General features: G+C 59.2%; 25 protein-coding genes, 1 tRNA gene and 2 pseudogenes. 20 read left to right on the top strand and 8 right to left on the bottom strand.

The window, feature by feature from the left end:
* Positions 1-26 precede the first annotated feature (26 nt).
* The 3 genes from J1G33_RS22800 to J1G33_RS22790 all read right to left on the bottom strand — a co-directional run bounded on the left by J1G33_RS22800 (position 27) and on the right by J1G33_RS22790 (position 3,980).
* Positions 27-1,886, bottom strand: coding sequence for a DUF3857 domain-containing protein (locus J1G33_RS22800; protein WP_223018804.1), 1,860 nt, complete (start codon positions 1,884-1,886; stop codon positions 27-29).
* A 178-nt stretch (positions 1,887-2,064) separates the two neighbouring features.
* On the bottom strand, positions 2,065-3,411 hold the full coding sequence (locus J1G33_RS22795) for a glutamine synthetase family protein (protein WP_103735347.1): 1,347 nt from the start codon (positions 3,409-3,411) through the stop codon (positions 2,065-2,067).
* Between the two features lie 11 nt (positions 3,412-3,422).
* A complete protein-coding gene (locus tag J1G33_RS22790) occupies positions 3,423-3,980 on the bottom strand; it encodes an XRE family transcriptional regulator (protein WP_216091035.1) in 558 nt (185 codons plus the stop codon).
* Positions 3,981-4,248: 268 nt separating this feature from the next.
* Here J1G33_RS22790 and J1G33_RS22785 point away from each other — a divergent pair, with 268 nt between their 5' ends.
* Both J1G33_RS22785 and J1G33_RS22780 read left to right on the top strand, forming a co-directional pair.
* Positions 4,249-4,557 (top strand): RcnB family protein, encoded by a 309-nt coding sequence (locus J1G33_RS22785; RefSeq protein ID WP_005786954.1) that lies wholly within the window; start codon positions 4,249-4,251, stop codon positions 4,555-4,557.
* A gap of 88 nt (positions 4,558-4,645) precedes the next feature.
* Positions 4,646-5,839, top strand: a complete 1,194-nt coding sequence (locus tag J1G33_RS22780; RefSeq protein ID WP_032876744.1) for an MFS transporter — start codon at positions 4,646-4,648, stop codon at positions 5,837-5,839.
* Here J1G33_RS22780 and J1G33_RS22775 read toward each other — a convergent pair.
* Positions 5,802-6,074 carry a DUF1652 domain-containing protein gene (locus J1G33_RS22775; RefSeq protein ID WP_032876742.1) on the bottom strand — a complete coding sequence of 91 codons (273 nt, stop codon included), beginning with the start codon at positions 6,072-6,074 and terminating at the stop codon, positions 5,802-5,804. The two genes, J1G33_RS22780 and J1G33_RS22775, sit on opposite strands and share 38 nt — an antisense overlap.
* A gap of 103 nt (positions 6,075-6,177) precedes the next feature.
* The gene (locus tag J1G33_RS22770; protein ID WP_078820868.1) at positions 6,178-7,674 is read right to left on the bottom strand and encodes a helix-turn-helix transcriptional regulator; all 1,497 of its coding nucleotides are present in this window, start codon (positions 7,672-7,674) and stop codon (positions 6,178-6,180) included.
* 203 nt (positions 7,675-7,877) lie between these two features.
* Here J1G33_RS22770 and J1G33_RS22765 point away from each other — a divergent pair, with 203 nt between their 5' ends.
* From J1G33_RS22765 to J1G33_RS22750, 4 genes are all read left to right on the top strand, one after another.
* Entirely contained in the window at positions 7,878-8,846 is a 969-nt protein-coding gene (locus J1G33_RS22765) for a hypothetical protein (protein WP_019821429.1), read from the top strand.
* A gap of 78 nt (positions 8,847-8,924) precedes the next feature.
* A complete protein-coding gene (locus J1G33_RS22760) occupies positions 8,925-9,545 on the top strand; it encodes a lipoprotein (RefSeq protein WP_032876738.1) in 621 nt (206 codons plus the stop codon).
* Positions 9,546-9,903: 358 nt separating this feature from the next.
* Entirely contained in the window at positions 9,904-10,248 is a 345-nt protein-coding gene (locus tag J1G33_RS22755) for an FKBP-type peptidyl-prolyl cis-trans isomerase (protein ID WP_223018803.1), read from the top strand.
* Positions 10,249-10,259: 11 nt separating this feature from the next.
* Positions 10,260-10,859, top strand: coding sequence for a GNAT family N-acetyltransferase (locus J1G33_RS22750; protein WP_223018802.1), 600 nt, complete (start codon positions 10,260-10,262; stop codon positions 10,857-10,859).
* Positions 10,860-10,871: 12 nt separating this feature from the next.
* On the opposite strand, the gene J1G33_RS22745 is transcribed toward J1G33_RS22750, so the two are convergent.
* Positions 10,872-11,609, bottom strand: coding sequence for a helix-turn-helix transcriptional regulator (locus J1G33_RS22745; protein WP_223018801.1), 738 nt, complete (start codon positions 11,607-11,609; stop codon positions 10,872-10,874).
* Between the two features lie 74 nt (positions 11,610-11,683).
* On the opposite strand from J1G33_RS22745, the gene J1G33_RS22740 reads away from it, so the two are divergent.
* The 7 genes from J1G33_RS22740 (at position 11,684) to J1G33_RS22710 (ending at position 19,844) form a co-directional block, all read left to right on the top strand.
* On the top strand, positions 11,684-12,844 hold the full coding sequence (locus J1G33_RS22740) for a cytochrome P450 (RefSeq protein WP_223018800.1): 1,161 nt from the start codon (positions 11,684-11,686) through the stop codon (positions 12,842-12,844).
* On the top strand, positions 12,841-13,185 hold the full coding sequence (locus J1G33_RS22735) for an antibiotic biosynthesis monooxygenase (RefSeq protein WP_148854139.1): 345 nt from the start codon (positions 12,841-12,843) through the stop codon (positions 13,183-13,185). The genes J1G33_RS22740 and J1G33_RS22735 overlap by 4 nt, the downstream gene beginning before the upstream one ends.
* A 508-nt stretch (positions 13,186-13,693) precedes the next feature.
* The gene (locus J1G33_RS22730) at positions 13,694-13,864 is read left to right on the top strand and encodes a hypothetical protein (RefSeq protein WP_158254351.1); all 171 of its coding nucleotides are present in this window, start codon (positions 13,694-13,696) and stop codon (positions 13,862-13,864) included.
* 166 nt (positions 13,865-14,030) lie between these two features.
* On the top strand, positions 14,031-14,747 hold the full coding sequence (locus J1G33_RS22725) for an MgtC/SapB family protein (RefSeq protein WP_005786976.1): 717 nt from the start codon (positions 14,031-14,033) through the stop codon (positions 14,745-14,747).
* Positions 14,748-15,037: 290 nt separating this feature from the next.
* A complete protein-coding gene (locus J1G33_RS22720) occupies positions 15,038-15,664 on the top strand; it encodes a response regulator transcription factor (RefSeq protein ID WP_032876719.1) in 627 nt (208 codons plus the stop codon).
* Positions 15,665-15,671: 7 nt separating this feature from the next.
* Positions 15,672-19,286, top strand: coding sequence for a transporter substrate-binding domain-containing protein (locus tag J1G33_RS22715; RefSeq protein WP_050549310.1), 3,615 nt, complete (start codon positions 15,672-15,674; stop codon positions 19,284-19,286).
* 135 nt (positions 19,287-19,421) lie between these two features.
* Positions 19,422-19,844: a hypothetical protein gene (locus J1G33_RS22710; protein ID WP_032876716.1), complete on the top strand. Its 423-nt coding sequence runs from the start codon at positions 19,422-19,424 to the stop codon at positions 19,842-19,844.
* A 40-nt stretch (positions 19,845-19,884) separates the two neighbouring features.
* On the opposite strand, the gene J1G33_RS22705 is transcribed toward J1G33_RS22710, so the two are convergent.
* A complete protein-coding gene (locus J1G33_RS22705) occupies positions 19,885-20,964 on the bottom strand; it encodes a 3-deoxy-7-phosphoheptulonate synthase (protein ID WP_223018799.1) in 1,080 nt (359 codons plus the stop codon).
* A 619-nt stretch (positions 20,965-21,583) separates the two neighbouring features.
* Here J1G33_RS22705 and J1G33_RS22700 point away from each other — a divergent pair.
* Both J1G33_RS22700 and J1G33_RS22695 read left to right on the top strand, forming a co-directional pair.
* Positions 21,584-22,333 carry a carbon-nitrogen hydrolase family protein gene (locus tag J1G33_RS22700; protein WP_223018798.1) on the top strand — a complete coding sequence of 250 codons (750 nt, stop codon included), beginning with the start codon at positions 21,584-21,586 and terminating at the stop codon, positions 22,331-22,333.
* Positions 22,334-22,765, top strand: coding sequence for a GNAT family N-acetyltransferase (locus J1G33_RS22695; RefSeq protein ID WP_223018797.1), 432 nt, complete (start codon positions 22,334-22,336; stop codon positions 22,763-22,765).
* Positions 22,766-22,804: 39 nt separating this feature from the next.
* Here the strand turns inward: J1G33_RS22695 and J1G33_RS22690 are convergent.
* Positions 22,805-22,867: pseudogene (locus tag J1G33_RS22690) on the bottom strand (DNA-binding protein); the annotation flags it as partial.
* Positions 22,868-22,949: 82 nt separating this feature from the next.
* On the opposite strand from J1G33_RS22690, the pseudogene J1G33_RS22685 reads away from it, so the two are divergent.
* The 5 genes and pseudogenes from J1G33_RS22685 to J1G33_RS22665 form a co-directional block, all read left to right on the top strand.
* Positions 22,950-23,081, top strand: a pseudogene (locus J1G33_RS22685) (transcriptional regulator); the annotation flags it as partial.
* Positions 23,082-23,241: 160 nt separating this feature from the next.
* Positions 23,242-23,883 carry a UvrY/SirA/GacA family response regulator transcription factor gene (gene uvrY, locus J1G33_RS22680; protein WP_005786991.1) on the top strand — a complete coding sequence of 214 codons (642 nt, stop codon included), beginning with the start codon at positions 23,242-23,244 and terminating at the stop codon, positions 23,881-23,883.
* 1 nt (position 23,884) lies between these two features.
* Positions 23,885-25,708 (top strand): excinuclease ABC subunit UvrC, encoded by a 1,824-nt coding sequence (uvrC, locus tag J1G33_RS22675; protein ID WP_078820877.1) that lies wholly within the window; start codon positions 23,885-23,887, stop codon positions 25,706-25,708.
* Between the two features lie 32 nt (positions 25,709-25,740).
* Complete coding sequence (pgsA, locus tag J1G33_RS22670) at positions 25,741-26,301, top strand: CDP-diacylglycerol--glycerol-3-phosphate 3-phosphatidyltransferase (protein ID WP_034135291.1); 561 nt, start codon at positions 25,741-25,743, stop codon at positions 26,299-26,301.
* A 60-nt stretch (positions 26,302-26,361) separates the two neighbouring features.
* Positions 26,362-26,437, top strand: a tRNA-Gly gene (locus J1G33_RS22665).
* Positions 26,438-26,529 lie beyond the last annotated feature (92 nt).

Below are 26,529 nucleotides of genomic sequence, written 5' to 3'. Positions count from 1 at the left end.
TTGGGCTGTGGTGTGTCAGGGACGGTCTAGAACTTTACTACCTGATGCACCTGCTCGGCACACGCCCGAGCCTCGTCAATCATCTTGCCGAACGCATCACTGGCCACTTCAGCATGGGTCAGCCAGCGTTTCTTCTGGCTCAGGCGATAGTGGTAGCGCAGCGAGCCATCCTGCAGTTTTCCGTCCAGGTCCAGGTCGTACCAGGGCGAGCGCACTGTGCAGCCGGGGATGGCTTTTTCCATCTTCCCGCCTGTCAGGGTGTAGGTGTAGTCGTAGGTTTCCGGGTTGCCCAGGTAAAGGTCGGCCTGTTGCCCCTGGCGGCGATAGTTGATGTAGCCCTCCCACCGGTCTTTCAACGACGGGTCGGTGTAGACATAGTCATTGGCCAGTTTTTCCAGGGCGCGCTGATCATTCATGCGCGCGGTGACGCTATAACCGTCATGCACCACAAAGCCGGTAGGTTCACGGGTGATCTGGCAGTCGCTGATGTCGTTGCCGAAGTTGGCGCAGATATTCTGGTCGGTGGCGGTGGTGCCTTGCTGGCGGTCGGCGACGCTCATTTGCATCAGCGGCAGGCGGCTGAAGGTGATAGTAGCTTTCACCGCGCCATCTCCTTCTTTGCCGTACTGCACCTGTTTGTCCAGGCGGATCGAGACTTCGGGCCGTTCCAATGGAATGTGTTCTTCGCGCACGTGGCCCAGGGCGTCGTTGACCAGCACCCAGCGGTCCTGAATGTCGGGCATGATCTGGCCCGGGGCGAAGACCGGATTGGTCGGGTCAAGCCACCACACCTGGTCATTCACTTCGGCACGCACGATGGCGTGGTTAGGCGCCTGGGTACCCGGAATCAGCAAGGAGTCGACCACATCGCCACGGCTCACCCACGCGGTCTCGGCCTTGATGCCACTGGCCTTGAGCATGGCCGTCAGCAGCGTCGCCAGGTCCTTGCAGTCGCCGTAGCCATGCTGCTCGATTTCCGCCAGGCTGAATGGCACATAACCACGCTCGCTGGCCCGCCAGTCACCCAGGTAGCGGTAGTGATCATTGATGTGCTGCATCAGCGCAGCCACTTGCTCGGCCGGTGCCAGGCTGCGTGCGGCGGCCACGGCGGCGGAGGCTTGCGCCGGCAGGTTGGCGCCGAGAATCTGGTTGTAACGCTGGGCGAAATCACCGAAGTAAGCCTGGCGTTCCACGGCGCTACCGACTTCCAGGCGTGGGATGCGCAGCAGGGCGGCAGCGGAGGATTCATTGATGTAGTTGAGGTAGATCGGGGCTTTAAGCGCCACGTCCAGGGTCTTGCCGTTGCTCGAAGGGGTCACGTTGAACGCGTCGAACATTTCACTGCGCCACTGGATCGGGCGTTCGGCGGTAAAGCGCGCCTTGAAGCGATCACGGCGGGCCGCGCCGGGGCCGAACTTGAGCACGTAATGGAACTGGGTCATCAGCGGTTTGGCCGGGTAGTGCTGGCGTACGGTGTAGCGGATCTTTGTGCCCACGCGCAAGTTGGGGAAGGCCAGGGAGGTTTGTTTGTCGCGGCTGAAGCCCTGGTCCGGGTTGGGCGCGCTGCGCGTGTCGATTTGAGTGGCCGCCAGGGGGACCGGCTTGGCGCCAGGCTGGGTGGACTGTGCGCTGATCACCTCAAAGGTATCGCCTTCGGAGTAATCGAAGTCGATGCGCGAAAGCATTTCGCGGCCGTTGGGCTTGAGGATCGTGTAGCGGTAAGTGGTGGTGCAGTCGGTACTGGCGTCGCGGTTGAAGTGGCAGTGCAATTCGGTGTCGTTGGCCAGCGGCGCTTCGGCTATAGGTTGCAGGGCAGCGCTGACGGAATGGGAAACAAGCCCCAGACTGATGGCAATCAAAGGGCGGTGAAACGAAAAACGGTACATGGGCGCCTCGGGTGACACATTGAAACAGCTACCCGGCGGGTAGCGAGAAGGCGCCGGATGATAATGGGTCTCAACGGCAAAAGCCAGGATTGTTCGACAATTTATCCGTCTGAAAGGCCCGTGCTAGAGCCTTTCTTTGATTTAAGTCAGGTTTTGGGCAAGTCAGTTTCGGTAGATTTTAAAGAAACCAGCGATATTCCCGCGCATGAATCTCTTGCTGAAAAGCCAAGTGATCCTGGCGCTTATTCTCGCAATATACATCGACAAATTCCGCGCCCAGCTTGTCGCGCACTACCGGTTGCTGCTGCATGGCGCGCACGGCGTCGAGCATCTCCACCGGGAAATCGGTACCGCTGTTACGGTCTTCGTTCAGCGATGTGATCGGCTCGCGCTTGGCCTCAAGCCCATGCTCCAGGCCCATCAGGATCGCCGCCAGCACCAGGTAGGGGTTGGCGTCGGCGCTGGCCAGGCGGTGCTCGATCCGCAGGTTGCGCGGGTCGGACTCGGGGATGCGCACGCACGCGTCACGGTCTTCAAAGCCCCAACTGGCGCGGGTGGCGGCGTTGACGGTGCCACCCAGGCGGCGCAAGGCATTGTGGTTGGGCGCGAAGATCGGCATGCAATGCGGCAGCAGCTCCAGGCAACCGGCCACGGCGTGGCGCAGCGGTTGCTGTTGATGAGCGGCAAGCAGGTTATTGCCCGCCGCGTCGTAGAGGCTGACATGCACATGCATGCCGCTGCCGGGAAATTGCAGGTAGGGCTTGGCCATGAAACTGGCGCGGTAACCGTGCTTGAGTGCCACGCCCCGGGTGCTGCGGCAGAACAGTGCGGCCCAGTCGGCGGCGCGCAAGCCGTCGTCGCAGTGGCCAAAGTTGATCTCGAACTGGCCGGGACCAATCTCGGCCGTGATCACGGTGATGTCGATACCCTGTTCCTGGGCGGTTTGCGCCATGTCGTCGAGCACTTCGCTGAAGCGCGAGAGCCGCTCGATATGCAGGTTGGGCTGGTCGTCGGCGTCACCACTGAGCGGGTCTCGGGCAAATTGCGGCAGGCCGTTGTCGAGCTTTTTATCGAACAGGTAGAACTCCAGCTCAAACGCAACCACCGGGTGGATGCCCTTGTGCTGCAAGCGTTCCAGCACCTTGGTCAATACTTCGCGGGGCTCGAACTCGATCGGCGCTGCGGTGCCGTCCGAGGTGATGAGCATTTGCCCCAAGGGCTGCGATTCCCAGCTAACCGGCTTCAATGTGCCCGGCACCAGGCGGCGATTGGCATCCGGGTCACCGTCGTTGAAGCAGTAGTCGCCAATCTTGAACAACCCGCCCTGAGCCCCCAGCAATACCGCGTTCTGCGGCAACTTCAACGGGCTGCCGGCGGCGACTTTTTCAAGCATCTCCACCGGGTAGCGCTTGCCGTAGAAATGCCCGGGAATGTCCAGGGCGATCAGGTCGACATAACGCACGTCGGGGTGGTTCTGGCGAAAGGTCCGTACTTCGGCCAGCAACGTTGCAGATGGGCTTTTCACGGGTGCAGCTCCTAGTTGTAAACCCACAGGACGCGGGCGGGCAGGTCGGTCAGGTTGGCGTAGCGGCAGTGGGCGAAACTGGCCAAGTGGAAACTGTCGCCTTCGTAGAGGGTGACTGCATCGGGCTCACCCTCAACCCACAGGGTCAGCTCGCCCTCCAGCACAAAGCCAGCCTGCTCGGCGCGATCGCTCATGCTCTGCTCGCCGCTGTTGGCACCGGGGGCCAACAAGCTGTCGAGCATCGAGAAAGCACCGTTCATGCTCGGCGACACCAGGATGTCGGTGATGCCATTGGCGTAATACACCGTGCGCCGCTCGTTGGGGCGTGTCACCCAGTCCACCGCCTTGGGTTTGGGCAGGCTGTAGAAATAGGTGGTGGGCACATCGAGGGCGTGGCTGATGGCGGTCAGGTCGGCGACGGTGGGTTGCGACAACCCGCGTTCCACTTGGGACACAAACCCCACCGAGCGCTCGATCTTTTGCGCCAATTGCGCCAGGGTGAGTTTCTTGTGCTTGCGCAGGTCGTGGATCAGGGTCGCGAGAGTGGCGAGTTCTTGTTGCTGGTTCATGAAATTTAGTTCGAATAATTTCATGAAAAATTACATGATTAATTTCATGGAGGCAATCGGGAGGGAGTTTGAAGCGTATTTATTCTTGCTGGAACAGGAGCTGCAGGGGTGTAGCACGCGATCGGATGCGGATCGATTGGGACAATTGTTGGCCGGACTGTATGGGTCAGCAAGGCCGAGCTGGCCACAGGGGAAACTGAGCGGGCTGAATGATTCTGCGCCGCCGCGGTCGGAACCTGGGTACGCACCATTAATTGAAGGAGCACCCATGAAGTCGAAAACCTTAGCCGCTTGCCTGCTGGTCGCTGCCAGCTTTTCCACCGCCAGCGCTGTAGTGCAGGCCGGCGATACCCCTCAGGAAACCGTGCAACCTTCAAACATCAACGCCCGTGATTTGAAAGAAGGTGATCGCGCCCCGGACATGTTGATGCGCGAGGAATCAGCGATTAAAGACTGGAAAAAGCGCGGCCTCAAACAGCCTGAGGATGAGAGCCAATGGGCGCGTGTAGGCGACAAGTACGTCCTGCTCAAAACCACCAACGGCACCATCCTTGAGATTACGCCGGTCAAGAAATAATTCTGCCGGGCCACCTGCTCGTTTCGTGGTTCATGCGTTAAGGTAACCGACCGCAATGGTCGCGTTACCTTCACAGGAAAGAAGCAGGATGCTTGCCACAATAAGAACCTACCCCCGCACGGTGAATCTGCTGCTGTGCGCCACCTTGCTGCTGACGTTGGCCAAGGCCATCACCTTTCCCTACCTGGTGATCTACCTCACCAGCCACTTCGCCCTGGACATTACCCAGGTTGGCCTGGTGATCGGCAGTTCGCTGATCGTCGGCTCGCTGCTCAGCGTGTACGGCGGCTTCCTGGTCGACCGCATCAACAGCTATCGGCTGTTGCTCGCATTGAGCCTGGTGTTTGTACTGGGGTTTATCGGCACGCTGTTGGCGCAGGATATCTGGGCGTTCTATGGCTGCCTGATCCTGATCAACCTGGCCTACGCGGTCATCGACATTGCGGTGAAAGCCGGCTTCGCCAGCCTGTTGCCCGAAGACGCACGCAGTGAAGTGTTTTCAATCAAATATACCCTCACCAATATCGGTTATGCCGTGGGGCCGGCCTTCGGGGCGATGGTGGCCAAGCTGGATATCAGCCTGCCGTTTATTCTGTCGGCGCTGTTGGGGCTCGGTTTTTTCCTGCTGTATTGGCGGTGGGGCGACCGCACCTTGGCCACTGTGGATGCCACGCAAAAACCGGTGCCGTTTCTGGCCGTCGCCCGTGTGTTGCTGCAAGATCGTCGCCTGGTGTGTTTCACCCTCGGCGGTTTGCTCAGTGCGGTGGTGTTCGGCCAGTTCACGGCCTACCTGTCTCAATACCTGGTAACCACCACCACCGCCGAATACACCTACACCGTGATCAGCGCAGTGCTGACCACCAACGCCGTGCTGGTGATTGCCTTGCAGTACCTGATTGGTCGGCGCATTTCGCATCGCTATCTCAGCCAATGGCTGATCGCGGGCTTGAGCATGTTCATGCTGGGGTTGATCGGTTTCGCGCTGTCCACCAGCGTGTTGTGGTGGGTATTGGCAATGGCGGTGTTTACCGTAGGGGAAATCATCGTGTTCCCTGCCGAGTACATGTTTATCGACCGAATCGCCCCGGACCACCTGCGGGGCATGTATTACGGGGCGCAGAACCTGTCCAATCTCGGTGCCGCGCTGGGGCCGGTGCTTTGTGGGCTGGTGCTGGCCAGCCTGCCGGCCCACTACATGTTCTATATGCTGGGGGCGTTTATCATTGGCGGCGGGGTGTTCTATTTCATGGGGGCGGCGATGAAGGCAAATCATCCAGCGTGAGCTTGCCGACGTTGTTGCTTTGCAGTTCGTAGCGCAACTCATCCACCATCTTCGCCACTTCCTGCGGGGTTTGCAGGCGATTGGTGCTGATGCCGGTAACCACCAGGTCGACACGGCCGGTTTCTGCGTCGTAGACCTTGAGGGTCAAGGACGCATCCCGGCACAGGGTGAATTCGCACGTCAGCGGTGACAGGCCTTCTTCGATGCAGTTGCGCAGTTGAGAGAGGGTAAACATGCAGATTCCTTCAAGGCATAAATACGATCCCTTGAAGGTTATGGCGTGCACCCTCGCGCCATAAGGCGAATTCGCACTAGGTGGACTAGTGCATTTGCAAGGGTCAGGGTTTGTTTTTAAGGCGCAATTCACCGGCGAACAGCCCGCGTTCACGGGCCCACACGATGGCCGCGCTGCGGCTGTGCACCCCCAGCTTGGAATACACCGTGGCCACGTGGTTGCGTACGGTATTGGGCGCCAGTTTCAGGCGCGAGGCGATTTCCTTGTCTGCCAGGCCCTCGCAGATCAGGCCCAGCACATCACGCTCACGGGCGGTCAGGTCGGTGAATGAGACATTCGGCAGGTTGGGGCTGTTGACGCTCTTGGCGTTGGCCAGTTTCTCGATCAGGGTCTGGCTGAACCAGGACGCGTCCTGCATGACTTCCTCGATGGCCGCCACCAGTTCCAACTCCGAACGTTTGCGTTCGGTGATGTTCATCAGCACCATCAGGTAGCAGGGCACGTCCTGGATGATCACCGTGTCGGCTGACACCACGCAGTCGATCACCTCGTTGCCTTTCTTGCGCACCTTGAGGTCCTGGCCGTCCAGGTTGCCGGCTTTTTCCAGGGTGGCGAACAACTGCGCGCCGGCCTGGGGGCTGTCGATAAAGTTGATGTCTTCGATGGATTTGCCGATCAACTCCTCGCTGATGTAGCCGGTGATGGTCATGAAGGCTTCGTTGACATCCACCACCTGGCGGTTGTCGGCGCTGCACACCAGGGTCGGCACCGGCGTCAGGCGGAAGGATTTGGCGAAGCGCTCTTCACTCTGGCGCAGGGCAATTTCCGCTTTGCGTCGCGGCTCAAGGTCAGTGAAGGAAAACAACATGCAGTCTTCCTCGTTCATGTCCAACGGTTGGCCGGCGACGATCACCAGTTTGCTGCCACCTTCGGGCAATCTCAGTTCGGCCTGCATCTGCGGAATAGTTGCGCCTTCGCCCAGGCGCTGGATCGCCAGGTCCTTGCGCTCGGCCTGTTCCAGCACGTCCAGTTCATACACGGATTTGCCGATGACCTGGTCACGGTTGTAGCCGGTCATCTCCAGAAAACCCTGGTTGACCTTGATGTAGCGCAGGTCGCTGAGGCGGCAGATCACGGCGGGTGCGGGGTTGGCGTTGAAGGTTTTTTCAAAGCGTTGCTCGGCGCTCGCCCATTCGGTGGCGTCGCTGAGGATCAGCACCAGCAACTCCGGCTCACCCTGCGCGTCGGACAGTATCAGGCTGCGCAAGCGGTGCACCCAGTAGCGACTCTCGTCGGCGGCAGGGGTGACTTCCACCACCACATCGCTGAACTCTTCACCAGCGGCCACGCGGCTTAACGGGTAGCTGTCCAGCTGTAAAGGATGGTTATTGCGATAGCGCAAGGCGAAACGCTCGGCGTAGGCCTCGGTATTGGCGCCCAGGTCCTCGACGGCGCTGACCCCGTGCATGGTCAAGGCAGCGTCATTGGCCCAGAGGATGGTCTGGTCGACCTCGGCCAGAATCACACCGTCGGACAACCCGGAAATGATCTGCTGCAACTGGCGGCGATTGGTTTCTTTGGCGAGAACATCGTGGGTCATAACGTCTCCGAAGGGGCGAGGCTTGAGTGCATTCGAGTACGACATCCCGGCTTCAGGATAGTGCAGAGAATTTGCCTTGGGAGGAGTGCGAATGCACCACCCGGCCTGGTGCATATGAGCCAGGACTGAACGTATGTCGTTTCGCCACACTCACACTCAACAAGGCGCATTGCCTTGCTTCTAAATTTGAAAAGGACCTTTGTATGACCACTGTCTATGAAACCAATCGATCGCTATTTCGTGTGTCATGGAGCTCGGTATTGGCCGGTAGTGCAATCGCACTGGTGACCTACCTGGTGTTGAGTGTGTTGGGTACGGCTATCGGCGCCAGCGCCGTTGACCCGATGGAAGCAGGTAACCCGTTGAGCGGCTTCGGCACGGGTGCGGGTATCTGGTTGTTTGTCTCGACCTTGGTCGCCATTGCGTTGGGTGCGTTTGTGGCTGGACGCACGGCGCCGGATCGCGGCGGCCTGCACGGGGTGCTGACCTGGACCCTGACCACCTTGCTGACCACCTGGCTGTTGGCAGGCTTGGCTTCCAGCGTCGTCGGCACCGCCGGCAACGTCGTGGGTAAAGGCTTGTCTGCTGCCGGCAGTGGCATTGCGGCCGCAGCGCCGGGGATCGGCAACAGCATCAAGCAGCAGTTGAACGAGCAGGGGATCGAGCTGGACTGGAACAGCCTGCAAGGCCAACTCGATACCTTGCTCAAGCAAAGCGGCAAGGCGGAATTGGACCCGGCCAACGTTGAGCAAAAAGCCGACCAGGCGGCTGCCGATGGCAAACAATCGGCCACCGATGCAGCGACCAACCCTGCCCAGGCCGGTGACGAGCTCAAGCAGTGGTTTGAACGCGTGAAAGCGTCCGGCGAGCCAGCCTTGAATGCAGCGGATAAAGAAGCCCTGGTCAACATCGTCGCGGCCCGTACCGGCAAGAGCAAAGAAGAAGCCACCCAGATTGTCGACAACTATGCCCAGGCTTATCAGCAAGCCATGCAGAAGGTCGATGAGCTGAAAAAACAGGCTGAACAAAAAGCCCGTGAAGCCGGTGAAGTGGCCGCCAAGCAATTGTCCCGCGCTGCATGGAGCACCTTGGCCATGCTGCTGTTGGGCGCGGCTTTGAGCTTCTTTATTGGTCGTATCGCGTTGACTACCCGTCGCGTGCCTTTGGCGTAAAACTGTCTGCGGCAAGGACGCCGCCTGTGGGAACGGGTAAAATGCTGGCCTTTTACCCGTATCCCGCAAAGGTGTCCCTTGAGCGCAGGCAAAGCCGTTGGACTGTTATTACTCACTTCTCTGTTGGCGGCGTGTGGCACCTCGCCGCCACGCACGCCCAATGACCTGTGCGGCATCTTTCGCGAAAAAGATGACTGGTACGACGCCGCCAAGGTCACGCAAAAGCGCTGGGGCGTGCCGATCCAGGTGCCGTTTGCGATCATGTATCAGGAGTCGGGCTTTCGCTACGACGCCAAGACCCCGCGTAAATACCTGTTGTGGATCATCCCCTGGGGCCGAGTGTCCACCGCTGCGGGCTACGCCCAAGCCAAGGATGAAGTGTGGAACGACTACCGCAAAGCCACCGGCCGCAGCGGCGCTGATCGCGAAGACTTCGACGACGCCATCGATTTTATCGGCTGGTACATGGACAAGACTTACACCATCAATGGCGTCTACAAATACGACGCCTATGGTCAATACCTGAACTACCACGAAGGTTGGGGCGGCTACCGCCAGCGCACCTACGCCAGCAAAGCCTGGTTGCTACCGGTGGCGAGCAAGGTGCAGGCGCGTTCGCAGATGTATGCGCGGCAATATGCCGGGTGCAAGGATGAGTTGGGGCGAGGCTTCTGGAGCCGGTTCTGGCATTGGTTGTAGAAACCGGGGCTGCACGCAAATCAATATGTGGGAGGGGGCTTGCTCCCGATAGCAGGGTGTCAGTCAATGATGCAGGGGCTGATGCACCGCCATCGGGGGCAAGCCCCCTCCCACAGTAGATTGGGGTACGGCGCTGGTTCTGTGGCGAGGCTGTTGGCAGCCTGACAGCGGACGGCTATCTAATTGGCAGTGACCAACGAAGACTAGCCACGTGATTCGAACGGCGCAAGCGGTTGGGATTCTCTCGGAAGCGTCCTTCAAGTTAAAGGGAAATGTCATTGTTCCGACTGTTCCTACACTTGCCAAACCCAGCCGAATCTGGGAAAAGCCCAGCCTTTCACCCCTCAATGAGACCCCCATGAGCAACGACAAACTGCAGGTCACCGACATCCGCCTGGGCACCGGCAAAACCGTGGTCAAGGGCGCGCTGATCACCACCCAATACACCGGTACCCTGGAAGATGGCACGGTGTTCGATTCGTCTTGGGAGCGGGGCAAACCGTTCCAGTGTGTTATCGGTACCGGTCGCGTGATCAAGGGTTGGGACCAGGGCTTGATGGGCATGCAGGTTGGCGGCCTGCGCACCTTGTACGTACCGGCGCACCTGGCCTATGGCGAACGCTCGATGGGCGTGCATATCAAGCCAAACAGCAACCTGCGTTTCGAGATTGAATTGCTGGAAGTGCTGACGCGGGATGATTGAAGAGATTGAACATGGACGTTGACCCACAGGTGTTGCCTGGCTGCTCCCTCAAAAACATTCGGGTGGTTGAACTGCTTGGCTGCGATGAGGCTGAGCTGCAGCAGTTTTTTGAACAGGCACCGGATTACTTCATCGCGGTGAATGGCGAGCCGGCTACCCCGAGCGAAGCACGGGAAGAATTACACGGTCAGTTACCCGCTGGCTGGCAGTGCAGCCGCATGTACTGGCTGGGCTACCGCGATACGCAGGACCAACTGGTCGCCGTGGTGAATATCGCCGCAGATTTGCTCGCCGCGGGGGTGTGGCATATCGGCTTGCTGCTGGTGCATTCGCGCTGGCACGGCAGCGGGCTGGCGCAGCGCTTGCACTCGGACCTTGAGGCATGGGCGGCGGCGAAGGGTGCCCAATGGCTGCGGCTGACGGTGGTGATGGGCAATACCAGGGCCGAGCATTTTTGGCCCAGGCTTGGGTATGTACAGGTGCGAACTCGCGAGGGCATCACCATGGGGCGCCAGGTGAATAGGGTGTCGATCCAGGTCAAGCCTCTCGGCAAGTCGACCATTGACGGCTACTTGGCGTTGGTCGAGCGGGACCGGCCCAGTACGCCGTAGCCTGTACCTGTCTTAAGTGGGAGCGGTGCCTGATTTCTCCAGCTCCTTGCTTTCAACCGTGATTCCAAATCTGCCGTACAGCTCCTTTCGCCCCTTGGGCGTCAAGGCCAATGCTCGACTATCAAGGTCCTGGATCACCCATTTGCGGCTTATAACGGCTTGTAGAACAGCGGCCCCCAGTGCGCCGGCGAGGTGAGGGCGGCGCATGCTCCAATCCAGGCATGAGCAAGCGAAACGACGTCGCTGCGCCCTTACGGTTTCTATCTCGACACCGAGCCCCGTCATCGCTTTTTCGCCCTCCACGCTAAGCTGATAAGTACCGTCACCAGCGACCGGCATGCTCAACCAGCCGGCGTCGATGAAATAGTCGTGCAGTTGTACAGCCAGGGATCCTGCCATGTGGTCATAACAGGTCCGCGCCAACTGCAATCGACTGGGGGCCGTCGAAACGAACTGGGTCTGCGCGTTTCGGCTGATCACCATGAGGGCTTCAATAGCTTGGGCCACGTGCGCGTCTGCCAGGCTGAAGTAGCGGTGCCTGCCCTGCGTGTGCAGTTTTATCAAACCGTCCTCTTTGAGCCTTGCCAAGTGCGCGCTCGCCGTGGATGCACTGACGTCGGCAATGACAGCCATTTCGGTGCTGGTACGGGCGTGGCCGTCCATCAGCGAACAAAGCATTTTCGTCCTCGCGGGCTCCGCGATGGCGCCTGCGACACGGGAAATAGCAGTGTCATTGCTTTGGGAATCCATATTTCGTTCCTGAGCGAATTGTGGGGGGGACGATTGCTCGATAGTAGCCGTTCTTTGTGAAAAGGACTGCCAAAATGACGCCGTTTGAAGCCGCTACTCATGTCGATCCCTACGTTTATTACTCATGCCTCAGGCAGCAAAGGGAACTGTTGTTCGATGCAGATCTTGGTGTATGGATTGCCAGTGGCGCCGGCGTTGTCGAGGCCATTCTGGAACATCCCGACTGCCTTGTACGTCCACTGCACGAGCCGATTCCAACTGCCCTTGCGCAAGGCGCCGCAGGCCATGTTTTCGGTCGTTTGATGCGCATGAACGAGGGGACGCAACATCAGTGCCCGCGCAGGGTTATCGAGCCCATCCTGGCCTCGATGGGCACGCAAAACATCGCAGGCCTCGTGGCGCAGGTCGTCGAGACATTTGATATCTCGGGCGATAACCCGAATGAGTGGATGTTCACGTTGCCGGTTTCGGTCATTGCATCCTTGATAGGTTTCACATCCAGCCAGCTAAAGGAAGTCGTGCAGCTGACACGGGATTTTGTTGCCTGTCTGTCGCCGTTAAGTGACGAGGCTCAACTCGGTAAAGCCCATTGCGCGGCGGCACGGCTGAGCCAAATGTTCCAAACGCTGCTGAGTAACGATGATAAAGGTAGTGGTGTGTTGGGCCGTCTTTATAGCGATTACGACGCTTCAGCCTGGGAAGACGATGATGCATTGATCGCGAATCTGATCGGGCTATTGTCACAGACCTGCGAAGCCACCGCCGGGCTGATCGGCAACACCCTTATAGCGCTCCAACGTAAGCCTGAGCTGTTTGAAGGCATGCAAGCCACACCGACGCTTGTCGCTGAGTGGGTGGCAGAGGTCGCGCGCCACGATTCACCGGTACAAAACACTCGGCGGTTTGTTGCCAGGCGATGCAAGATTGGCGACAGCGTTTTAGAGGCGGGCGATACCATTTTATTATTGCTCGCTGCTGCCAACCGAGACCCCTGCGCCAACCCAGACCCCGACAGCTTCTTGCTCAAGCGGGCGCGACGACGAACCTTCAGCTTCGGCTCAGGCAGACATCAATGTCCAGGCCAACCCTTGGCATTGGCTATTGCCTCAGAAGTGATTTCGGCATTCTTGCATCGACAGCCCAACCCTTCTGCCCGTGATTATCGCTGGCGTTATTTGCCTTCCCTGAATGGCCGTATCCCACAGTTCTGCCGTGATGAGGAGACTCAACAATGATCGCTGTTATTTTTGAAGCCTGGCCGCACGAGGAGCACTACCAGCGTTATCTCGACCTCGCTGCCGAACTCAAGCCCCTGCTGGCTCAAATCGATGGTTTCATTTCAGTTGAGCGTTTCCAGAGCCTGAGTGAACCTGGAAAACTGCTGTCGCTATCATTCTGGCGTGACGAGGAAGCAATCCAGCAGTGGCGCAGCCTTGAGCTACATCGAGCAGCTCAATCAGCAGGCCGTCGGCAGGTTTTTGCTGACTACCACCTGCGTATTGCTCAGGTAGTGCGCGATTACAGTCTCGAAGATCGTGTCCAAGCGCCGGACGATAGCAGGCAAGCTCATGAATGAAAGCACAGCACCTGGCCCATAGCTGGGGCGTATCTGCGAATTCAGTGTGTCAGGCAGTGAATGCGTAGCTGACACACCTCTTCGGGAGCAAGCCCCCTCCCACATTTGCTGGCAGATGGGGTTCAGAAAGGCATTCCTGAACCCATCCTGAAGAATTTTCGTGTTCTCCATGTGGGCACCTTCCTACGGTTTACTCGGCCACCATCGGGGCGTAAGCTTCGCGCGTTTTCATTAATAGCGGAGACCCTCAGTGGGTACTTGTTCGAGTGACAGTCGTCGGCCGGTTTCGGTAACCGGCATCTACTTGGCAAGGTAACGCGCATTTTCCAGATGCCGTTGTCTCGCCTCACAAAGCGAGAAGCGGTATCCCGGCAGTGGCCCGTCCTGGCGCCTGCCTGAATCCCTCTCATCGACGCTGACCAGCACCGGGGTAACGCCTGGATGCTACGGACGCGCCTGCCTTTTACGGCCGGCGGGCCATTTTCTCCGCCTGGAGATGCTTGAGACTGTGACTGACGCCAGTGTCAGCCGCGAAGTACCGCCCAGCCTGGCGCACTACTTCACATTGCAGGCGCTGGCGTCGCTGTACTTCGTATTTTTGCCCGCGATTTTGCTGGCGTACATGGTGCTGATCCAAGCGGTGAAGGGCTACTACATCCGCAAGTTTGGCTGGCAGTAATACGTTTTATGCAACACCGCAAAAACTGTGGGAGCCGGGCTTGCCCGCGATGACGGTGTATCAGTCGCCTGATTCATTGGCTGACGCGCCGCTATCGCAGGCAAGCCAGCTCCCACAGGGACCTGCGGTGCTTCCAATTTGCCACTGCATTCATGGAGATTTTTTTATGCAGGCAATCAACAACATCAACCTCAACTCCCTGATCGATACCGTGGTCAGCCTCAGCGCGGCGTTTATTCTGGGTGGTTTGATCGGCTTCGAGCGCCAGTACCGCCAGCGCACCGCGGGCTTGCGTACCAATGTGCTGGTGGCGGTGGGCGCGGCGATTTTTGTCGACATGGCCAACCGCCTCGGTGGTGCGGAAGGCGCTGTGCGTGTAGTCGCTTACGTGGTGTCGGGCATCGGCTTCCTGGGGGCCGGTGTGATCATGCGTGAAGAAGGCAACGTGCGCGGCCTCAATACGGCGGCCACCCTGTGGGCTTCGGCGGCGGTGGGCGCCTGTGCCGGTGCCGACCTGATCCTTGAGGCATTGCTGGGCACGCTGTTTGTGCTGGCGGCCAATACCTTGCTGCGACCGATCGTCAACAACATCAACCGTCAGCCACTGGACGTGGTATCGGCAGAGGTCACCAACATCCTTTACGTGATTGCGCGGCGCAGCCAGCAACAGGCAGTGATGGTCCTGTTGGAAGCCGAGCTGGCACGCTGTAACTACCCGGCCAGCGATGTCGACGTGCGACCATTCGGCAGTGAAGAAGTGGAAATCGAGGCCACTCTGGCCGCAACGTCGGTCGATGGCGATGAGCTGGATGCACTGGTGACGCGCATCTCCACGTCAACCCTGGTGGTACAGGCCTTCTGGAGCCCGAGTACCACCGACTGATCCCTCTGGGCACGCCAGGATTGGCTAAGCTTAGTTGTGGAAAAATCCTACATATAGTCAGGAATATCCCGTCAATTGAAACATCTTGGCGTTGGTAAGGTTGGGCACTTGCGGCTGTTGGGTCGTTGTGGTCCGGCGTCCGTGGTTATGCTGAGTTAATTGAAGGGGCCAGACATCGCCTGGTTATCGCCATGAGGGTATGCAGTGCCGCTCGTCGGAACTGTCATTTCTCACAGGTATCCAGTCCCGGTGTTATGTGTAAGGGTATTTTGTCCACATAGGGAAGTTTTATGAGCAAAGCATTAATTGTGGATGACCATCCATTTATCTGCGCGACGGTCAAACACCTTCTGAAATCGGAAGGGTTTACTGAAATCTACCAAGCAGGGGATGGGGCAGATGCAATGCAGTTGGCCAGGGAGCAACGTCCCGAGCTGATCATTCTCGACCTTGCGCTGCCGAAACTGGGTGGGTTGGAGGTTATCAGCCGGGTCAAGGCACTGGCCCTGCCGTGCAAGATTCTGGTGCTCACCTCTTACATGGCGGTGTTCTTTTCTACCCGCTGTATGCGTGCCGGAGCGATGGGGTTCGTGGCCAAGACCGGGGAGTTGGACGAGTTGATCAAAGCCATCAGGGCGATCAGGTCGGGCTACAGCTGCTTCCCCAGTTTGCCGACCAGTTCGGTACGCCGTGATGACCTGCAGGAAACGGAACGACAAATGATCGAGTCATTGTCGGACCGTGAATTGACCGTATTGCAGATGCTGGCCCTGGGGCTGGGCAATAAGGAAGTGGCCGCGAAAATGCTGCTGAGCCACAAGACCATCAGCACCTACAAGACTCGACTCAAGGAGAAGTTACGTATGTCCTCGGTGGTGCATTTGTCCAAGTTTGCCCAGCGCAACCATCTGATCTGAGCTGCAAATGATCACCACCGCGTTGACCAGGTTCGTCGCGATCCTTTGGATGAGCCTATTACCCCTGATCGCGGTGGCCTTTGAAGAGCCCCAGGCTTTGCAACTGTTGGGGCACTCCCACCTCGAAATCCCCAAAGTAGAGATGACCGAGGCTGATTGGCGCTGGCTACGCGAGCGGCGCACATTGGTCATGGGGATTTCTGCCCCCGATTACGTGCCTTTTGACCTGACCAATAACAACGACGAACTCGAAGGTATCACGGCCGACTTTGCCGCGCTGATTGGCCAGGCCCTGCATATCTCCATCGAGGTTCGGCGTTACGAAACCCGTGATGATGTGGTCCAGGCCCTGAAGCAGGGTGACGTGGATTTTCTCGGTTCCGCCAATGGCTATGAGGCTGCCGACAAGCAATTGCAGTTGTCTCGTTCCTACGCCAACGATCAACCGACCCTGGTGACTCGCAGCGGTGACAGCCAAGCGTTGAGTGACGACCTGGCAGGCAAGCGGGTGGCAATGCTGTATCACTATATGCAGCCCGACGCTGTCCGGGCATTTTACCCCCGTGCACAGTTGGAGCTTTTTGCCTCGACCTTCGAGGCCATTGGCGCCGTGGCGTTTGGTCGCGCCGATGTATACCTGGGCGATGCCATCAGCAGCAATTACCTGATCAATCGCAACCACCTGAACAATGTACGCATGGCTGATTTTTCCACCCTGGAGGTCAACCCGTTTGCGTTTGCCGTCACCCGGGACAATACGCGGCTGCTGCAGATCATCAATGCGGCGCTGGAGGCCATTCCCGCCAGTGAGCACATGGAAATCCTGCGCCGCTGGAGCGGTGGCAACCTGGGCATCGTGGGCATCGACCGGCTGCACTTGAGTGCCAATGAACAACGCTGGGTGCAGAAAAATCCACGGGTCAGAGTCGCGGTGCTAAACGACTTTCTGCCATTGTCTTTTATCGGTGAAAAGGGGCAATTCGAAGGGCTGAGTGCGGAGGTGCTGTCGCGCATCAGCTTGCGCACCGGTTTGAAGTTCGATGTGGTCCCGGGCAGTTCGTTGCCGCGCCAGGTCAATATTGTCAGTGCGGGCACGGCGGATATGCTGGCGGTGGTTACCCCCAGTACGGAACGTGCCGACAAAGTGCGCTTTACTCGGCCCTACCTGACCAGCCCGTTTGTGCTGGTGACCCGCGACAGCCCTGATAGCCCGCTCACGCTGGAGGATATGGTTGGCAAACGCCTGGCCATGGTGACCGGCAATGGCCTGCATGATGAGATAGCGCAAAACTTTCCAGGGGTTGCGTTTATCGACGTTGAAAACCCGCTGCAAGCCATGGCGCTGGTGGCCAATGGCGACGCCGAGGGCGCCGTGAACTCGCTGATCAGTGCGCGCTATCTGATCACCCGGCATTACCGTGACCGCTTGCGTATCACCAGTACGGTCGGCACTGAACCGGCGCGCGTGACCTTCGGGGTCAACCGCAGTCAGTTGGAGCTGTATTCGATCCTGGACAAGGCACTGCTGAGCATCACACCGCAGGAAATGGATGAATTGATTGGCCAATGGCGCAGCGAAGTCATCATCGAGGACAGCTACTGGCTGCGTTATCGCAACGTGATCATTCAGGGCTTCGGGTTGGCCGCACTGTTGTTGGTGGTCACGCTGGGTTGGATCATCTACTTGCGCAGCCTGATTCGTAAGCGCGTGCAGGCCGAGCGGGCGCTCAGCGATCAGATGCGGTTCATGAGCGTATTGATCGACGGCACCCCGCATCCGATTTATGTACGCGACCGCCAGGGTCGGTTGATGGCCTGTAACAATGCGTACCTCGATGTGTTTGGTTACAAGCTTGAAGACGTGATCGGCAAGACGGTGATGGAAACCGACGTCAACAATCCTCCACAGGCCCAGTCGTTTCATGAGGATTACCTGCGCTTGATGGCCGCCGGTGAACCGCAGATTCATGACCGGATACTCAAGGTGCCCAACGGCGACGTGCTGACCATTTACCAATGGATGCTGCCGTATCGCGACGGCGACGAGAAGGTGGTGGGCATGATTGCCGGTTGGGTGGATGTCAGCGAGCGTCATCGCTTGCTGGGCCAATTGCAGGAAGCCAAGGACGATGCCGACGCCGCTAACCGCGCCAAGACTACCTTCCTGGCGACCATGAGCCACGAAATCCGCACGCCAATGAACGCCGTGATCGGCATGATCGAGTTGGCCTTGAAAAATGCCGAACAGGGGCGGGCCGACCGTGATGCCTTGGAAGTGGCATCCGTGGCATCGCGCGGCATGCTGGAGTTGATTGGCGACATTCTCGATATCGCGCGGATCGAGTCCGGGCATTTGTCGCTGACCCTGGAGCCGGCCAATCTGCGTGAGCTGCTGGCATCGGTGGCGCGCGTGTTCGAGGGATTGGCGCGAGCCAAGGGGGTGGCGCTGCAAGTCCAGCTGGAGTCCTTGGTTGAGCGGACGGTGCTGGTCGACCCGCTACGCTTCAAACAGGTGGTGTCGAACCTGTTGAGCAATGCCATCAAGTTTACCGCCAGCGGCCAGGTAAGCCTCGGGGCGCGGGCGGTAGTCGAGGGCGACCGGTTGAATGTGCAGCTATGGGTGCAAGACACCGGCATTGGGATCAGCGTCAAAGATCAGCAGCGATTGTTCAGCCTGTTTATCCAGGGCAGCAATAACCAGCAGTCGGCCCGCAGCGGTTCTGGCCTGGGGTTGGTGATCAGCCGCAGCTTGTGCGAAATGATGGGCGGCCAGTTGCACTTGAGCAGCGTGTTGGGGCAGGGCACCCGGGTGGATGTGACACTGGCGCTGGCCCTGACGGACAGCTTGCCGACCCATGCCGCACACACTGCTGATGCCGTGCCAGAGGGCCGCGCACTGCGCATCCTGGTGGTGGATGACTACCCGGCCAACCGCTTGCTGCTGGCGCGCCAGTTGACCTTCCTGGGCCACCAGATCACTACGGCCGAAGATGGCGTCCAAGGGTTTGAGCAGTGGCGGGCGGGACAATTCGACGGTGTGATCACCGATTGCAATATGCCGTTCAAGAATGGCTACCAGTTGGCGCGCGAGATTCGTGCGCAAGAACGTGAACGGGGTCAGGCACCTTGCCTGCTGTTGGGGTTCACCGCCAACGCCCAGCCGGAGGAAACCGAGCGCTGTCGGCAAGCCGGCATGGACGGCTGCCTGTTCAAACCCACCGGGCTGGACGACTTGCGCTCGGCATTGGCTTCGCGTTCCGCCGAGTTGGGCCCGCCACAAATGCAGGCGTTTGACTTGAGCACCCTGGTCGCATTGACGGGGGACGATCGCCCCGCGCTTATCGAGTTGCTGGTGCCGTTGCTCGACAGCCTGGAAACGGACCGTGCCTTGCTCTCACAGCTGTCAAGCCAGGCCGACTTTGCCAAGCTGCACGACCTGGCCCATCGCGCCAAGGGTGGCGCACGGATGGTCAAGGCGCAGGGGTTGGTCGCGTGTTGTGAAACATTGGAGGCGGTGTGTGAACAGCGGGACCGCCTGGCATTGGGCCCTGCGGTTGATGGCGTCAGTGAAGCGATTGGTATTTTGCAGCAAGGCTTGAACGCGTATTGCAATCGGCCTTGACCGCGGTTGATCACCATTCAGGCGATTTGGGAAAACTCTTACGTGAACGGGGAAAATGCCTGATTTTGTCGTCGGCATATGTCTGGAAAATGGGCGACGCTCACTGCCGAGCACTGCCTGCCTCAGGGGTTTGCCATGCCAAACAAAGCACTGACTGTCCTGATTGCCGATGAACAGCATCTGCGACGCCTGTACATCGAGAAAATGCTCAACCAGTTGGGGTATTACCGGATCGTGCCGGTGCAAACGCTCGAAGAAGTCCAGATTCTGACCTCCATTCCAGCCGAACCCTTCGATGCGCTCATCATCAATGCCGGGTTGCTGGACCATGCCATTGGGCTCCAGCAGTCAGTGCACCACGTGTTGGTATACGAGCACATCGACCTGGGCGAGCCTGCCGGTGCAGCGTCAGCGGTGCGGGTGCGTCTGCCGGGCGTGCCGGACAACGTCAGCCTCGAACACTTCATGGACATCGTCGACCCATCCGAGGCTGCCCATGGCCTGCGGGTACTGCCGTGGCTACGGGAGTTGTCCCGGGCGCGGGTGGCCCGGGCCTAGCTTCGCTTCAACGCTGCTGCCGCATGTTGATCCACACCCGTCAGTTGGTTTTGTGAGAGGCGCGCAGACGTTCGGCCGCACTGCGCAGCAACTGCTCGGTTCCGTCCCAACCCAGGCAACCATCGGTTACCGACACGCCGTATTGCATTGACGCGCTCAGCGGCTGACAGCCTTCGAACAAGTGGCTCTCAAGCATCATGCCGATCAGCGACGTATCACCCTGCAAGCGCTGCTCCAGTACGTCATTGAACACTGCCGGTTGGCGCAGTGGGTCCTTGCCGCTGTTGGCGTGGCTGCAATCGACCATGATCCGCGCCGCCACTTTGGCCTTGGCCAGGTCATGTTTCACCTGGGCCACGCTCTGTGCATCGTAGTTTGGCCCACGGTGACCGCCGCGCAGTACCAGGTGCGTGTCGGGGTTGCCTGGTGTCTGGATGATGGCGGGATGGCCTTGGCTGTCGACACCGAAATGGCGATGCGGGTGGGACGCTGAGCGCATGGCATCACAGGCAATCGCGACGCCGCCGTCGGTGCCGTTCTTGAACCCTACGGGCATGCCCAGGCCGCTGGCCATCTCGCGGTGGATCTGCGACTCGGTGGTGCGTGCGCCGATGGCGACCCAACTGAGCAGGTCATCGAAGTAGCCGGCAGCCATGGGTTGCAACAGCTCGGTGGCGACCGGCAGGCCCAGGCGCAGCATTTCACGCATCAGTTCGCGGGACAGGGTCAAGCCGGCGGCCATGTCATCGCTGCCGTCCAGGTGCGGGTCGTAGGCCAGGCCTTTCCAGCCGATGGTGGTACGCGGTTTTTCGACGTAGGCGCGGATCACCAGCAGCATCTGGTCGCTGACTTCAAGCGCGAGTTTCTTCAGGTTGCGTGCGTATTCCATGGCCGATTGCGGATCGTGGATCGAGCACGGGCCGACAATCACCAGTAAGCGCGAGTCTTCGCCATTGAGGATGGCACGCACGGCCTGGCGATGGGCGTGGATCTGGTCATGGAGGAACGGGCTGAGGGGCAGCTGGTGTTTCAGCTCAAGGGAGCTGGGCAGGCGCTGGGTCAGGGCTTCATTGGCGCTGTTGAGGGTGCAGACGGGCAAAGCGGCGACGGAGGAGTTCATATTCAAGGCTTCCTGGGCAAGCGGCGGGTTGTTCCCGCGCGCTTGGCCTACTGGGGTGTTCGACAATTGGCCGTACTGGCGAGGTGTGTTGGTTTGCCACCAATAGGTGACCGATCGGAGGCGGCAGGCTGTCCCGAACGGAGCTGGCTAAATCGCCATGCAGTGCAAGTGTCGAAGCGGTAATAAGTGGCGTAGTTCATGGCGTGATTCCTTTAAGTGTTCTTGAACAAACAAAATGGTTAGCGGCTGAAAAACAAAACCCCCGGTCGGGGAGCCGACCGGGGGTTTAGATTTCTCTGGTAGGCGACCCCTTGAGTAGTGGGCGCCGATTTCAGGTATCAGGCGCGCCAGTGGCTAAACCAATACCCAAAATAAAAGCCGGCCAGTGCGCTCGAACCGTTCACGCGGGTAGCCGATACCAAGCGCAAGGCGCTGGCAGCAGGGCAAACCTGAGTGTGGGTGAGTTGCAACATGGTGGCTCTCCAAATGATGGGGGGAGCTTACTAGAGGCGCACGGGTGGATTCAATCAGTAATTTCTATTGCTTGAGGGTACTTACGGCTATGGGGTGAGTGTCGCTATGCTGGTGGCTCATAAACGATGATTGCCAGGACGCGACCATGACTGCCTTGACCCTTGCTGCGGCGCAAACCCTTTCCATTGCCGGCGACGTTGAAGCCAATATCGCACGGCACCGGGTGTTCATGCAGGCTGCGGCAGAGCAGGGTGTGCAATTGCTGGTGTTTCCGGAGCTGTCTTTGACCGGTTATGAACCCACGCTGGCCGCTGACTTGGCCATCGCTCCCGATGCGCCAGTGTTGGCGCCCCTGCGCGAGATGGCGCGCGAGTTGCAGCTGACGGCAGTGGTGGGTATGCCGATCCGACTGGCCCCGCAAGCGGATGTTTTGATTGGCGCCCTGGTGCTGGGGGGCGACGGCTCACTGGCGGTGTACACCAAGCAGCATCTGCATCCAGGCGAAGACGTGGCGTTTGCGGCCGGGCAGGGTGGTGAGGCACTCGAATGGGGCAATGACCGTATTGCCCTGGCGGTTTGCGCCGACTTCTCCCACGCCAGTCATCCACGTCATGCGGCGCAAGCGGGCGCCAATGTCTACGCAGCAGGCGTACTGATCAGCGAAGGCGGCTACGCAAAAGACAGCGCGCTGCTGCAGGGCTATGCCGCGGAGCATCGTCTGCTGGTGCTGATGGCTAACCACGGTGGCCCATCGGGTGGCTGGACCTGTGCAGGTCGCAGCGCGATCTGGGCCGCGGACGGCCGTTTGCTTGCAGCGGTACCCGGTGTCGGCGAAGCGCTGGTGATTGCCCGTCGCGACGGCGAGCATTGGGTGGGCCAAGTGGTGGCCGTGTAAATGGCTTTTCACCTGCGTGCTGCCACAGAACAGGATCTGCCGTTTGCGCGGGCCCTGACCCACGAGGCGATGAACCGCTACTACGTGCAAAACCAGCTGATTTGGTCCAATGCCGGCTTCGACACGGCCTGGGCCGGTCGGGAAAACTGGCTGATTTGCCGAGATGACCACACGTTGGGATTTATCAGCCTCAGTCGCGACGGTGGCGCTCTATACATCCGTGAGTTGCATTTGCTCCAGGCGTATCGCGGGCAGGGCGCAGGCACTTGGGTGCTGGAGCAGATAGCGCTGAAGGCGCAGGCGCTTGGGCTGTTGCGGTTGACCGTGTTCAAGACCAATCCGGCCAGAAGGCTCTATCAACGCATGGGGTTCAGCATTGTTGGCGAGGAGGATGGTTTCTGGCGGATGGAGCGTGTCTGTCGCGTACGCTAAACCCTGTACAAAATCCTAATAAGCGCATACTGATTCAGGAACCGACTTCCCTTGATGTTCCAGCCAGGCCTTGGCTTGTGCAGCGGTGCGGATTCCGGGCATGGTTCAAAACCGTTCAAGTTCGTTCGACGAAGAGATGAGTGTGTCACCTCTTGATGTGTGCAAAATGGGATCATGCATCCAAATGAGTGGAATCGGTTCGCGTTTAAGGCAAGAAAGAGAGCGACTCGGCCTGCCGCAAAAAGTTTTTGGTGAAATCGGAGGCGTTGAAGCCAACGCTCAAGGCAAATATGAAAACGGCGGGCGTGCGCCCCAGGATTCCTGACCTTTTGCCCAATAAATCCGGTCGTCCGCCAGCCGGTGGACGACTACCGAGCAGGCAAACTCCATATATATGACGCTTGCGGCTAGGTCTGCGCCCAGCTTTTTTGCTAAGGTGTTCAGCAATCTATAAGACCATATCGCGAGGTGTCTGCTTGATTAGGGTGCTAGTAGTCGATGATCATGATCTCGTTCGTACAGGCATTACACGAATGCTGGCTGACATCGACGGCCTGCAAGTAGTCGGCCAGGCTGAGTCAGGGGAGGAGTCTCTGATCAAGGCTCGGGAATTGAAACCCGATGTGGTGTTGATGGACGTCAAGATGCCCGGGATCGGCGGTCTTGGTGCCACGACCAAGCTGTTGCGCAGCCACCCGGACATCAAGGTCGTGGTGGTGACGGTGTGCGAGGAAGACCCGTTTCCGACGCGGCTCCTGCAGGCCGGTGCTGCGGGCTACCTGACCAAAGGCGCGGGCTTGGCGGAGATGGTGCAGGCCATTCGCCTGGTCTTTGCCGGCCAGCGTTACATCAGCCCGCAGATCGCCCAACAGTTGGCGATCAAATCCTTCCAGCCCACCAGCGATTCGCCGTTTGATACGCTGTCGGAGCGGGAAATCCAGATCGCCTTGATGATCGTCGGTTGCCAGAAAGTGCAGTCGATCTCCGACAAGCTGTGCCTGTCGCCCAAGACCGTCAATACCTACCGCTATCGCATCTTCGAGAAGCTCGCCATCAGCAGTGATGTTGAATTGACCCTGCTCGCGGTGCGTCACGGCATGGTGGACGCCAGCGCCTGACATGACTACGCCGTTTGATCCAAGTGCCTTTCTCTCGACCTGCAGTGGCCGCCCCGGCGTGTACCGCATGTTCGACAGCGAGGCACGCCTGCTGTATGTGGGCAAAGCCAAGAACCTCAAGAACCGGCTGGCGAGTTATTTTCGCAAGTCCGGCCTTGCGCCGAAAACCGCCGCCCTGGTGGCGCGTATCGCCCAGGTCGAAACCACCATTACCGCCAATGAAACCGAGGCGCTGCTGCTTGAGCAGACGCTGATCAAGGAATGGCGGCCGCCCTACAACATCCTGCTGCGTGACGATAAATCCTACCCTTACGTGTTTTTATCGGATGGCAACTTCCCGCGCCTGAGCATTCATCGCGGGGCTAAAAAGCTCAAGGGCAAGTACTTCGGGCCTTATCCCAGCGCAGGTGCGATCCGTGAAAGCCTGAGCCTGCTGCAAAAAACCTTTTTTGTGCGCCAGTGCGAAGACAGCTTTTACAAGAACCGCACGCGGCCGTGCCTGCAATACCAGATCAAGCGCTGCAAGGCGCCCTGTGTGGGCCTGGTTGAGCCGGCAGAGTACGCCGAGGATGTGCGCCACTCGGTGATGTTCCTCGAAGGGCGCAGCAATGCGCTCACCGATGAGCTGTCCGGGGCCATGGAGCAGGCGGCCAGCACCCTGGATTTCGAAAAGGCTGCCGAGCTACGTGACCAGATCTCTCTGCTGCGTCGCGTCCAGGACCAGCAAAGCATGGAAGGCGGCACCGGTGACGTCGACGTGATCGCCGCGTTCGTCAATCCGGGCGGCGCCTGTGTGCACCTGATCAGCGTGCGTGGCGGGCGGGTGCTGGGCAGCAAGAACTTCTTCCCGCAGACCGGTATCGACGAAGACGTTGCAGAAGTGATGGCCGCGTTCCTTGGCCAGTACTACGTCAGTAGCCCTGAGCGCGACCTGCCGTCGGAGCTGATCGTCAACGTGGTGCATGAAGACTTTCCCACCTTGATCGAAGCGATCCACGAGCTGCGCGGTCGCGAGTTGGACATCAGCCACCGCGTACGCGGCACCCGTGCCCGCTGGCAGCAACTGGCCGTGACCAACGCCGAACAGGCCCTGGGCGCGCGGCTGGCGAACCGACAGCACGTCGCTGCACGCTTCGACGCCCTGGCCGAAGTCCTCAACCTGGACGAGCCGCCCCAGCGCCTGGAGTGCTACGACATCAGCCACTCCAGCGGTGAGGCCACGGTTGCTTCCTGCGTGGTATTCGGGCCGGAAGGGCCGATCAAGTCCGACTACCGGCGCTACAACATCGAAGGCGTTACCGCCGGCGATGACTACGCCGCGATGCACCAGGCGCTCACGCGGCGTTTCAGCAAGTTGAAGGACGGGGAGGGCAAGTTGCCCGATATCCTGCTGGTAGACGGCGGCAAGGGCCAGTTGTCCATGGCGCGAGACGTGCTCAACGAGCTGGCCGTGCCCGACCTGATCCTGCTCGGCGTCGCCAAGGGCACCACGCGCAAGGCCGGTTTCGAGACGTTGTACTTGAATGATGCCGCCCATGAGTTCACGTTGAAGGGCGACTCGCCTGCGCTGCACCTGATTCAACAAATCCGTGACGAAGCCCACCGTTTCGCCATTACCGGCCACCGCGCGCGCCGTGGCAAAACCCGGCGAACCTCAACCCTGGAAGGGGTGGCAGGGGTTGGCCCGACGCGGCGTCGCGACTTGCTTAAACATTTTGGTGGCTTGCAGGAGCTCTCCCGTGCCAGCATTGACGAAATAGCCAAAGCACCCGGTATCAGTAAAAAGCTCGCTGAATTGATTTATGCAAACCTGCACAGCGAATAGAATGCCTTCTCACCTCGTAGCCAGTTGTGCCGATGAATATCCCTAATCTGATCACCGTACTACGCGTCCTGCTTATCCCGATTTTCATTTTGTTGTTCTATTTGCCGTATGAATGGAGCTACGTTGCGTCCAGTTCGGTATTTGCCTTCGCAGCCGCCACCGACTGGCTCGACGGCTACCTGGCCCGCCGCCTGGAACAGAGCACGCCGTTCGGCGCGTTCCTCGACCCCGTGGCCGACAAACTCATGGTGGCCGTTGCCCTGGTGCTGCTGGTGCAGGAACACGGCAATCTGTGGCTGACCCTACCGGCCGCTGTCATCATCGGCCGCGAGATCGTCGTCTCGGCCCTGCGCGAATGGATGGCCGAAATCGGCGCCCGGGCCCACGTCGCCGTATCGAACATGGGCAAATGGAAAACTGCCGCGCAGATGCTCGCGCTGGTCATCCTGCTGGCCAACCCGTCGGACTTCACATTCTGGGTGCTCACCGGCTACGCCCTGCTGTTGGTCGCCGCAGGCTTGACGCTGTGGTCCATGCTGCAATATCTGCGTGCGGCCTGGCCCCATCTGCGAACCACTGTTGAAAAGAAATAAAACTTTTTTGAATCAAGGGGTTGACGGGTGCTGAGGATTCTATAGAATGCGCATCACCAAGCGGGAATAGCTCAGTTGGTAGAGCACGACCTTGCCAAGGTCGGGGTCGCGAGTTCGAGTCTCGTTTCCCGCTCCAAGCATTAATGAAAAAGCCACTCTAACGAGTGGCTTTTTTTTGCCTGCGATTCGTGGAATAGACGCTTTGGCGTCGTTTTTCGTTTCTTGAGA

This window comes from Pseudomonas sp. P867, from assembly GCF_019891455.1.
GTDB classification, from domain to species: domain Bacteria; phylum Pseudomonadota; class Gammaproteobacteria; order Pseudomonadales; family Pseudomonadaceae; genus Aquipseudomonas; species Aquipseudomonas synxantha_A.
The sequence above is the reverse complement of the archived record's forward strand: the minus strand, read 5'-3'. Positions and strand labels throughout refer to the sequence as shown.